The 7,853-nt window shown below is 69.7% G+C and carries 5 protein-coding genes and 1 pseudogene; 3 read left to right on the top strand and 3 right to left on the bottom strand.

What is annotated here, in order from left to right; genetic code table 11:
- Nucleotides 1–306 (top strand): annotated as a pseudogene (locus tag IC605_RS12865) (SDR family oxidoreductase); the annotation flags it as partial.
- A gap of 232 nt (nucleotides 307–538) precedes the next feature.
- On the opposite strand, the gene IC605_RS12860 reads toward IC605_RS12865, so the two are convergent.
- Entirely contained in the window at nucleotides 539–2,089 is a 1,551-nt protein-coding gene (locus IC605_RS12860; protein WP_246580800.1) for a catalase, read from the bottom strand.
- 391 nt (nucleotides 2,090–2,480) lie between these two features.
- Between IC605_RS12860 and IC605_RS12855 the strand changes: the two genes are divergently transcribed.
- Together IC605_RS12855 and IC605_RS12850 are read left to right on the top strand one after the other, a co-directional pair.
- On the top strand, nucleotides 2,481–3,683 hold the full coding sequence (locus IC605_RS12855) for a chymotrypsin family serine protease (RefSeq protein WP_216324527.1): 1,203 nt from the start codon (nucleotides 2,481–2,483) through the stop codon (nucleotides 3,681–3,683).
- A gap of 235 nt (nucleotides 3,684–3,918) precedes the next feature.
- Nucleotides 3,919–4,212, top strand: a complete 294-nt coding sequence (locus tag IC605_RS12850; RefSeq protein ID WP_216324524.1) for a hypothetical protein — start codon at nucleotides 3,919–3,921, stop codon at nucleotides 4,210–4,212.
- Nucleotides 4,213–4,271: 59 nt separating this feature from the next.
- On the opposite strand, the gene IC605_RS12845 is transcribed toward IC605_RS12850, so the two are convergent.
- Together IC605_RS12845 and IC605_RS12840 are read right to left on the bottom strand one after the other, a co-directional pair.
- Nucleotides 4,272–4,613 carry a hypothetical protein gene (locus IC605_RS12845; RefSeq protein WP_216324521.1) on the bottom strand — a complete coding sequence of 114 codons (342 nt, stop codon included), beginning with the start codon at nucleotides 4,611–4,613 and terminating at the stop codon, nucleotides 4,272–4,274.
- Nucleotides 4,614–4,695: 82 nt separating this feature from the next.
- A complete protein-coding gene (locus IC605_RS12840) occupies nucleotides 4,696–7,716 on the bottom strand; it encodes a hypothetical protein (RefSeq protein ID WP_216324519.1) in 3,021 nt (1,006 codons plus the stop codon).
- Between the last annotated feature and the right edge of the window lie 137 nt (nucleotides 7,717–7,853).

Below are 7,853 nucleotides of genomic sequence, written 5' to 3'. Positions count from 1 at the left end.
GACCTCTTCGTCGGCGGGGGGGGCCGGGGCATCGCCGCCCTCGGTGAGATCGCCCCCCGCGCCACCGACAAGGCGATGGAGGCCGCCGTCATCCCCGGCACCCAGAGCGACCGCCCGCCCCTCCCGCCCGAGGCCGACATCATGTACCGGCCCTCCGGCCAGCTCGCCGAGCGCGGCGACTACCCCGGCATGGTCCGCCAGACGAGCGCGTACACGGAAGGCTCGATGCAGTCGCGGAACATCGGGCTGGCCCTGCTCGGAGCCGGGGTGGCAGCGGCCGTGTGGAGCGCGACGCGGAAGAAGTGAGGGGGGCTGGGGGAGGTTGCGGCTTGGCGTCGTGCCCCCCCCTCCCCCACAAGGAGGGAGGGAGAAAAAAGCTCAGGCTCCAGCGTTGTTGCTCCTCCCCCCTCGTGGGGGAGGCTGGGAGGGGGATGACCGACCCAGGCCACCCCCAAAAATCAACTCCATAACTCTCTCCAAAAAGCATCCGGCCCCACTCCCAGGGCCGGACGCTTCGTTCACACCGTCAAACCGAACTTCAGAAAGGCTGCGCCTCCTTGGCCCGTTCCTGCGCCTGAACGACAGCCTCGTGCTCACGGTCCTGGCGGCTCTGGCGCACCTGCTCCAGCCCCTCGGCCACCCGGCGCCCGTAGTCCTCGTCGCATTGGGTGAAGAGTTCGACCATGCGGGCCTGCACCTCGGGCGTGGCCGCCGAGATGTTCTCCACGAGGTTATTGATCAGGTCGTCGCGTTCCCAGTCCTCGAAGGCGCGGTACTGCTCACCCGCCTGCGCGAAGTTGTTCGTGCGGTCGATGCTCTCGCGCACGAGGTGGCCCTCGACCCAGGGGGTGTACTCGGCCACGTCGCGCGGCGCCTCCGTCAGCCCGTTCGTGGAGTTGGGCTCGTAGTTGACGTGCGGGTTCTGTCCCGGCACGGTGTCCACCCGGTAGGCCATCTGCCCGTCGCGCTGGTTGGTCGCCACGTGCTTTTTCGGCGCGTTGATCGGGAGCTGGAGGTAGTTGGTGCCCACCCGGTAGCGCTGCGTGTCCGAGTACGAGAAGGTGCGGCCCACCAGCATCTTGTCGTCACTGAAGTCCAGCCCGTCCACCAGCACGCCCGTGCCGAAGGCGGCCTGCTCGACCTCCGCGAAGTAGTTCTTGGGGTTGCGGTTCAGGGTCATCCTCCCGACCGGCAGCCACGGGAACTGGTCGCGCGGCCAGGTCTTGGTATCGTCGAGCGGATCGAAGTCGAGCTCCGGGTGGTCGTCGTCCGACATGATCTGGACGAGGAGCTCCCACTGCGGGAAGTCGCCGCGCTCGATGGCCTCGTACAGGTCCTGGGTGGCGTGGTTGATGTTCTTGCCCTGAATCTGCTCGGCCTCGGGCTGGGTGAGGTTCTTGATGCCCTGCACCGGCTCCCAGTGATACTTGACGAGGACGGCCTCGCCCCGGTCGTTCACCCACTTGTAGGTGTTCACGCCCGAGCCCTGCATCTGGCGGTAGTTCGCCGGGATGCCGTGCGGCGAGAAGAGCAGCGTCAGCATGTGCATCGCCTCGGGCGTGTTGCTCATGAAGTCGAAGATGCGCCCGCCGTCCTGCCGGTTCGTCACCGGGTCGGGCTTGAGCGAGTGGATCACGTCCGGGAACTTGATCGCGTCGCGGATGAAAAAGACCTTGAGGTTGTTGCCCACGAGGTCCCAGTTGCCATCTTCCGTGTAGAACTTGACCGCGAAGCCGCGTGGGTCACGCATCGTCTCCGGCGAGTGGCTGGAGTGGATCACCGTGGAGAAGCGGACGAACACGGGCGTCTGCTTGCCCTTCTCCTGGAAGAGTTTGGCCCGCGTGAACTTGCTCACCGGCTCGTCGCCGACCGTGCCGTACGCCTCGAAGACGCCGTGCGCCCCGGCGCCGCGGGCGTGGACGACCCGCTCGGGGATGCGCTCGCGGTCGAAGTGGCTGATCTTCTCCAGAAAGTGGTAGTTCTCCAGCGTGGCGGGGCCGCGGCTGCCCACCGTGCGCTGCTGCTGATTGTTGCGGACCGGGTGCCCCTGGCGGGTGGTCAGCGTCTGCCCGCCCTCACCCTGGCCCATGTGGGGGTCGGTGGTGCCGCCGATGTCCTCTGCGGCCGTGCCGTGCTCGTTGCGGGTCGCCTGATCGTCGTTCATACCCTCTCCTTCCCGGCACGCCCCGTGAGCCGTGTTCCCGGTAGTGCCCACGGTCTATCCCGGGGGGCCCAGGGACGAATGAGAGAAGTCCTAAGCCAAGGCTCAGTGTCCTTTTGCCGCGCGCGCCCACGGTCACGGGCCGGTCACGGGGGGGACACGGGGGGAGGCGCACCATCCACCCATCACCCCTGAGCCGCCCACGGTGGCCCGGGGTCCGGGAAAGGGGGGAGGGCCCTGCTGGAAGGCAGGGAGTCATCACGTGCGGACGGACGCGGCGGAAACGGGCTCACTCTCGGCAAGGCCAGGGAGAAGGCACATGAACGACAACGACGGCAGGGACTTTCAGGACCCACCCACGGGCGCAGGGCAGGGCGGCGACACCTCGCCCGGCGGCAACGCCAGCGGCAACGAGGAGGCGGTGGACCAGTTCGCGGCCCCCGACGCCCTCGACCGCAACGCCGAGGCCGCCGCGCTGAGCGACTCGCCGGACGCGCTCGCCTCGGTCGGCATGGAGCTGCTGGACATCAAGCGCGCCGTCGAGGACGGGATGTTGCAGACCCTGACCCAGACGGCGGGAACGCGGTCGGTCGAGGCCTTCAGCGCGGCGGGCAACATTCAGGGGGTGGCGATTGGCGCGGGGGGCGACTCTGCCGACGTGTCCTCCGCCGAACCCGGCCTGCCCGCCCTCACGGTCTACGTGGCCGAGCCGACCTCGGTGGACGGGATCAAGGCGGCGCTGGTGGACTCGATGGGGATTCGCGCCGTATCGAGCGACCGGGTGCCCGTGCAGGTGGTCGTCACCGGGATCATCGACGCCCAGCCCCACCGCTTCCGCCTGCGGCCCACGCCGGGGGGCGTGTCGGTCGCACACTTCCGGGTCACGGCGGGCACCATCGGCTGCCTCGCGGTGGGCCGCAGCGCCCCGCGCAACGCCCGGCTGATGGTCCTGAGCAACAACCACGTGCTCGCCAACAGCAACGGCGCCGTGTTCGGCGACTGCATCTGCCAGCCCGGCCCCGCCGACGGCGGACGCTGCCCCCAGGACCAGATCGCCATTCTGGAGCGCTTCGTCCCGATCAACTTCTCGGGCGGCATCAACTACGTGGACTGCGCGACGGGCTGGGCCTGGCCCGACCGCGTGCGCCGCGAACTCGTGTACCTCAGCGGCGGCAGCCCCGCCTTCTTCCGCATCGGCAGCGCGCCCGTGCTCCCCGCCCTGGGGATGCTCGTCGGCAAGTCGGGGCGGACCACCCAGCTCACCCAGGGGCGCATCACCGGCCTGGGCGCCACCATCAACGTCAACTACGGTGGCGGGCGAATCGCCCAGTTCCGCGACCAGATCGCTATTCAGGGCACGGGCGGCCTCTTCAGCGCGGGCGGCGACTCGGGCTCGTCCATCTGGACCTGGAACGCCCAGCGCAGCCCGGTCGGCCTGCTCTTCGCGGGCGGCGGTAACGTCACCTTCGCCAACCGCATGACGCGGGTGATCGCGGCGCTCGACATCAACCTCTACACCTGACCTCACGTTCCGGCGGGGCCGCCTCTCTCGTGGGGGCGGCCCCGCCTTCCCGGTGCGGGCGGCTCACGTTGTCGGGCAGAAGCCGGGCCAATAATCCGGGCAACGCTTCCAGGCGGGGTGGAGAGTGGACATGCCGCGTTCTCCAAAGCCGTTGGTGCTCCTGGTGGGAGCGGCGCTGCTCATTCCCCCCGGCAGCCTTGTCCCCGGAATGAGTCCGGAAGGAGAGAGGATCACGATGTCCGATTCCAAGAAGTCCCCCTTCGCCGACCTGCACGAGGAGGCCGCCATGCCCTACGACCCGGACGCGGGGGGCCCCGGCTCCTCGGCGGCCGAGGGCGTGCGGCGGCGCCACGAGGCCGCCCTGCTCGCCCTCCCCGGTGTGACGGGTGTGGCGCTGGGCCGCTCCCCCATCGGCGACGACGCCATCGTCGTGTACCTGCGCGACGCCTCGGCGCGGGGCCGCGTGCCCGCCCAGATCGAGGGCTACCCGGTGCAGACCACGGTGACGGGCGAGATCGACGCGTACTGACGGGCGGAGGCCCCCAGCCGGGACGCCTCCGCCCGCGTCGGGCATAGGTTGAGCGGCCCTTACCCGGTCGGCTCCCCTTCTTCCTCACGCCTGGAGATGATTTCCCGGTAGAAGCCGAGGCGCTCGAGGTGGGCCCCGAAGGTCGCGAGCCTGCCCTCCACCGTCTCGTCGTCCAGCCGCAGCCGGGCATGGTTGCCACCCAGACCGCTCCACTCGACCTGGAGCAGGAAGCGGCGAGCCTCCGTCTGCGACTCGGTGTCCTCCTGATATAGCGTGAGTCCGAGCACCTGACCGATGCGGGTGGGGCCCAGGTGGATGGCCGGGAGATATTCCTCGCGCATGAAGGTCACGAACGCCTCGGCGTCCTGGTCCTGCGGCAACTCGATCTGGTAGATGATCACGCCGTTCCTCCTTCGGTCGATGCGACCTCTCGAAATGGGTGGGGCGGCCTCCTGCAAGCGTCCTCGGCGCCGCCCCTGATCTTCACCCCACCGACACGATGCTCGCCTCGGTCGTCTGGAGGGGGCCCTGGTTCACGCTGCCGTCCGTTCCGACGAGGGTCAGGCGGTAGCTGTAGGCGCGTTTCTTGGGATCGAGCAGGGCCAGGCGCAGGGTGGCCTCCTTGCGGTCCTCGCCCTCCAGCCGCAGGCGTTCCTCGCGGTGGTAGCCGCTGGCCGGGTCGTCGTACACCACGTCCACGAAGGCGGCGCGGGTGGTCGCCGGGTCGAAGGCGGGGAAGAACAGCAGGTCGAGCGCCCCCTCGAAGGGATCGTCGATGGGCACGGCGGTGGCCTTCGTCGTCTGCGGCGGCAGCGTGCGCGTGGTGCCGTCCTCCAGGTGGAAGGTGAACTGCGAGGTGATCTCGCGTTGGTTGGGATCGCTCAGCCGCAGCGCCCATTTCTGCGCGGGCGTGGCCTGGGTGAACACCAGATGCGTCTCGTGGGTGAAGCCCTGCCCCGGGTCCGCGTACTGGAGCCCCACGTCCACGCTCCTCACCACGCCCCAGTCGATGCGGCCCGGCACCACGTCCACCTCCAGAAAGCCCAGGTCCTCGTACGGGTTGAGGAAGAGGGTCCGGTCCTCCGTGCGCCGCGCGGGCAGGTCGTAGCTGAAACGCTGCCCGGCCCACGCGCTCTGCGGGTCGAAGTGGTACTGCACCGAGTAGCGGTAGGCCGTGTCGCGCGTGCGGTTCATGAAGACCTGGAACGTCTGCGCGCCCCCGTGCTCGCGGTCGAACACGAGGTCGGCGTGGCGGTGGTTCGTGGGGTCGGCGGGGTCGCCGTAGTCGAGCGCGACCTGGGCGGACTTCAGCCCGATCCGCTCGAAGTCGAGCGGCGCCTCCACCGTCACCGTGAACACGCGGAAGAAGGGGTCGTCGAGGTCCACCTCCAGGAAGTAGGTGTGCTTGTCCGCGAGCCCGTCGAGCATGAGCCCGATGAAACCCTGCGGCGCGTACGTCCGCTGCACCGCGTCCGAGCGGGTGTACTTGAACTTGATCGTCCGCCGCTCCGTCTGCGAGATGAACTTGAGCTTGAGCGCGACCGCGAAGTTGCCCGTGCCCCCGTCCGGCGAGGGATTCGGGTTCGGCTGGGGGTCGGGCGTCGGGTTCGGGTTGGGCTGAGGATTGGGGTTCGGATTCGGATTGGGGTTGGGATTCGGCTGCGGTCCCGGGCCGGGGTCCACCGCGTCCGCCGCGCGGGCGAGGGTGGCGCGCAAGACCGTGCGGCGCTGGGTCGTGCCGCTCGCCATCACCGTACGGAAGTCGTTGCACTCGTCGCGGTTGGTGCCCGGGTCGTTGCCGGGGTCGCCGTCCTTGAACAGCGCCTCCGAGTTGGAGTGGCCCGAGGCGCGCGAACTCGGGTCGATCTGCACCCCCCGCTTGCGGGCGAGCGCGAGCCCCACGTCGAGCCGCCGCTGCGAGAGCCGCTGGTTGAGCGCCGTGTACGCCGTCTCCTGCGAGGCCGTGCGCGAGCGCACCTCGTAACTCGCCTGCCCCTCCAGCCGCACCGTCTTCGGCTCGGCGAGGCGGCCCAGGAAGGCGAGGAAGTCGGCCTTCGACCCTGTGAAGCAGGGGTCCTGGGGGTCGGACGGCGTGCCCTCGACGTAGCGGGCAAACGCTCCCGTCGGCGGGTCGGCGGCGCTCCAGCCGGGCTCCACGGGCTCGTCGTACTTGAAGCGCAGCCACTCGATGGCGCTGACGGGCGCGTGCGTGACCTCCAGCTCACGGCTCGCCCCCGCCGCGACCTCCACGCCCGCCGTCCGGTCGGCGGCGACGGACACCTCCGTGCCGTCCACCTTCAGCGTCGGCGCAAAATTCGGGTCTCCGCCGACGAGCCGCAGCGTCTCCAGGTTGCCGCTCGTCGACGGCGTGTGTTCGATGCGGAACCCGTCGGGCGCGGGGGAGGGGTCCGAGCCCGTCATGGTGAGGGTGGCGGTCTGGCGCACGGCGGTTGCGGTGGCGCTCGCCGGGCTGGTCGTCCCGGTGGAGGGCGGGTTGGCCGGGCCCGTCGGCGGGGTCGGGGTCGTCGTGCCTGAGCCGGGGGGGTTCGTGGTGGGAGGGTTGGTCGTCGGTGGATTGGTGGTCGGCGGATTCGTCGTGCCTCCCCCCGTAGGCGGGGTCGTCCCGCCCGTTCCAGGCTGGGTCGTGCCCCCCGGCGGATTCGGCCCCGGCGTGCTCCCCGCCAGCGTGCCCGGCGTCAGCGTCGGCGTGAACCACTGGGTCAACAGGTGATCCTTGAAGAAGTCGAGCGCCCACTTCTCCTTCTGCTCGCGGTCGCTGTCGGTCGTGGCGTTGATCACCTTGATCACGATGGCCTGATCCTGTACCAGCTTCTCGAAGCCCGCCTCGATGCTCGCCTTGAACCAATACACCTGCGCGCTGAGGTCCGCGCTGAACTGGCGGTAGACCCGCTCCAGGTCGGCGGTGATCTCCACGTCGAGCGCCGGGCGCATCCCCGTGAAGGTGAGGTCGTACAGCACGCCCACCGGGGTCGTCCCCTTGTGGAACGCCTGTTCGAGGATGATCGCCCCCTCCTGGCTCAGCGTCAGGCTGAAGGCGGCGGTGTTGTCGCCCTGGAGGGACGGTGTGGTCGCCCCCAGAATCTGCTCGGTCGCGCGGAAGGTGCCCGCCGGGGTGTTCGGCGCCGTCGTCCCCCCAGGGCCCTCCAGGTCGAGCGAGATGCAGCGCACCGTCCCCTTGTCGAACTGCACGAGGCTGAGGCGGGGGTCCGGCGCGAGCGACCGCAGCCGCGAGAGGATGCGCCGCTGAGCCCGGTCGTCGAGCGGCATCCCCACCTCGAACATCAGGAAGCCGCCGCCCTTCACGCCCGCCTGCACGGCGGCAGGCTTGAACTTGATGAAGGTGAACGAGGCCCGCCCGTCGGCCCGCCTGCGACCGAGTTGCACCGGGCCGGGCAGCACCCAGAATTGGTTCTCGTCGGCGTGGTCAGGAAAGACAGTCAAGCCGTCAACGACGATGGAACGCGGACTGTTGAGCAGGAGCATAGGAAACCTCTGGGGAGGGGAGAGGGTGTGATTTTTCTCCCTCCCCCCTCGTGGGGGAGGGCCGGGGAGGGGGGGCGACGGAGCGAGCGTCAACGCTGGCGAGACGCCTTGCCTCCCACACGGGCCGCGCCGCAGGT

It is taken from the genome of Deinococcus aestuarii (assembly GCF_018863415.1).
Lineage (GTDB): Bacteria > Deinococcota > Deinococci > Deinococcales > Deinococcaceae > Deinococcus > Deinococcus aestuarii.
Note: the sequence above shows the minus strand (reverse complement) of the source record. Positions and strands in the feature narration are given on the sequence as shown.

Bases quoted from the DNA above. Each gene is read 5' to 3' on its own strand.
- IC605_RS12860 (WP_246580800.1), bottom strand. From the start codon at position 2,089: ATGGGCCAGGGTGAGGGCGGGCAGACGCTGACCACCCGCCAGGGGCAC.
- IC605_RS12855 (WP_216324527.1), top strand. From the start codon at position 2,481: ATGAACGACAACGACGGCAGGGACTTTCAGGACCCACCCACGGGCGCA.
- IC605_RS12840 (WP_216324519.1), bottom strand. From the start codon at position 7,716: ATGCTCCTGCTCAACAGTCCGCGTTCCATCGTCGTTGACGGCTTGACT.
- IC605_RS12850 (WP_216324524.1), top strand. From the start codon at position 3,919: ATGTCCGATTCCAAGAAGTCCCCCTTCGCCGACCTGCACGAGGAGGCC.